This is a genomic window from Pseudoalteromonas sp. BSi20480, from assembly GCF_000241365.1.
Lineage (GTDB): Bacteria > Pseudomonadota > Gammaproteobacteria > Enterobacterales > Alteromonadaceae > Pseudoalteromonas > Pseudoalteromonas marina.
The window spans coordinates 1-1,832 of the sequence record NZ_BADX01000139.1 but is presented as its reverse complement, the minus strand read 5'-3'; the positions used below and the strand labels follow the sequence as shown (position 1 = coordinate 1,832).

General features: G+C 37.7%; 2 protein-coding genes. One reads left to right on the top strand and one right to left on the bottom strand.

Going from position 1 to position 1,832, the window contains the following annotated elements; all coding sequences use genetic code 11:
* The coding region (locus P20480_RS18510) for an EAL domain-containing protein (protein WP_033025698.1) at positions 1–363 on the top strand (363 nt) is incomplete at its 5' end.
* 7 nt (positions 364–370) lie between these two features.
* Here the strand turns inward: P20480_RS18510 and P20480_RS05245 are convergent.
* Positions 371–1,006, bottom strand: a complete 636-nt coding sequence (locus tag P20480_RS05245; RefSeq protein WP_008131379.1) for a methyltransferase family protein — start codon at positions 1,004–1,006, stop codon at positions 371–373.
* Between the last annotated feature and the right edge of the window lie 826 nt (positions 1,007–1,832).

Genomic DNA, 1,832 nt, shown 5'->3' with positions numbered 1-1,832 from the left:
AGAACTGATTCAGAAATAAAGCGACAGCTAAGGCGACTAAGTGAATTTCAAATAGATGTTGCTATTGATGATTTTGGCGTGGGTTACTCATCATTGGCATATTTGCAACGATTAGATATCGACATCCTTAAAATAGATCGTTCATTTATAAAGGATATAGAAAAAAATGATAATAGCATTGCACTAGTAAGGGCTATTATCACAATGGCCCATAACTTAAATGTAGAAGTAGTTGCTGAGGGAGTAGAAAAACAAGAGCAGTACATGTTACTAAAACAGATGCAATGTGATTATATTCAAGGCTATTACTTTTCTAAACCAGTTTCAAAAAAGGTGTTTGTCAGCGAGTTCATTGAAGAATAACGCGCAATTAAAACCAGCGAGGCACTACCTGTGAATATTGTTTATATTCAACTGTAAAGCTCTCGGTTAAATGCTTTTCTTCTACCAGAGTTTGCCTGTATATAGCTGCGACCCCAATGACTAAGCATATTAAACTAAATAAGCTTGGCAACGCTAAGAAAAATCCAATTTGAGCGGCTATCACGCCCAAATACATTGGGTTTCTAGAAAACTGATATAACCCTTTTGTTTTTAATTCCCGTGGACCGTTTGGATCAACTCCTGAACGCCATAATGAAGCCATATTAAAATGAACAAGCATCGATAAAGCAAAACCTGCTGTCAAAAGTACATTGCCAAACATAACACCGGGCCAATCATTCAAACCAGCAAATAGCCCTAAGTAATTATCAAGTGAAGGAACAAACACTCGCAATACACATACAAACCATATCAAGGCTCTAAAGAACTTAAACACAGTATGGTTCCACCAACTTGCACAATACTTAACTCCAGGAAAAACAATGTTTTCTTTCTCAGTACGTGACATATAAATAATTCTATAGGTATAAAAGCCTGCTACAAATGTATAAAACAAAGCAAGGTAGATACGAGTAAACTCTATTAAAGAAGGTGAGTCATCAATAAATAAGGGGAAAGACATAGAGGACCCTAAATGAGTAAAAGCGTTAACAAAAGGAGAGCATAAAGCCCATAAGGATTTTTAACAAGTAAAGTTAAACAAAACCAATAATAACTTTATCTCTATAGGATGTATTAGCCCATACACTTAATTGTATCACTAGTATTTTTTATATTGTTATAAACTTAAATCAATACATAGAGAAGTAAATCTGTAAAAGTCACCGTGAAATAGAAATTATTATTGTGTAAAGGCTGACTTGTGCGGATCTCGCTTTGACGTTGTTATGCATAATGTATGGGAATTAAAATACCGTTGAGCACAGGATATGCATCAGCAGCCGCTACTGAGTTCGGCATAGGGTTTTGGCTATTTACTAAATCCAAGAAAGCAAAAAAACCCGTCACATTGCTTTAACGGGTTTCTCTTATTTGAAGCCTGGTAATGTCATGGTGCCTACAGCGGTAGAGAGTCAAATAGCAAAATGGGATATTACGTTGTGCCGTTCTGCCTTGTACGACGCTCGCCTTCGCACTGTTTTGTGTGGCTACTGAGTTCGGCATGGAGTCTTGGCTTTTACTAAACCCCAGACAGAAAGAACCCGTCACATTGCTGCAACGGGTTTCTCTTATTTGAGGCTTGGTAATGTCATAGTGCCCACAGCGGTAGAGGGTCACAGTGAAATGTTACCTACCATAGGCCAGTGTATTGAATAACCAAAACACTGTCCACAAAGAGGCGCTTCGCTTAAGAGACGCTACGCTTTAGAGAAGGGAATGTGAATATTACTTTTCTGCAGACGTAAAAAAGCCGCTTCACTTCTGAAGCGGCTTTCTACAATTTGAAG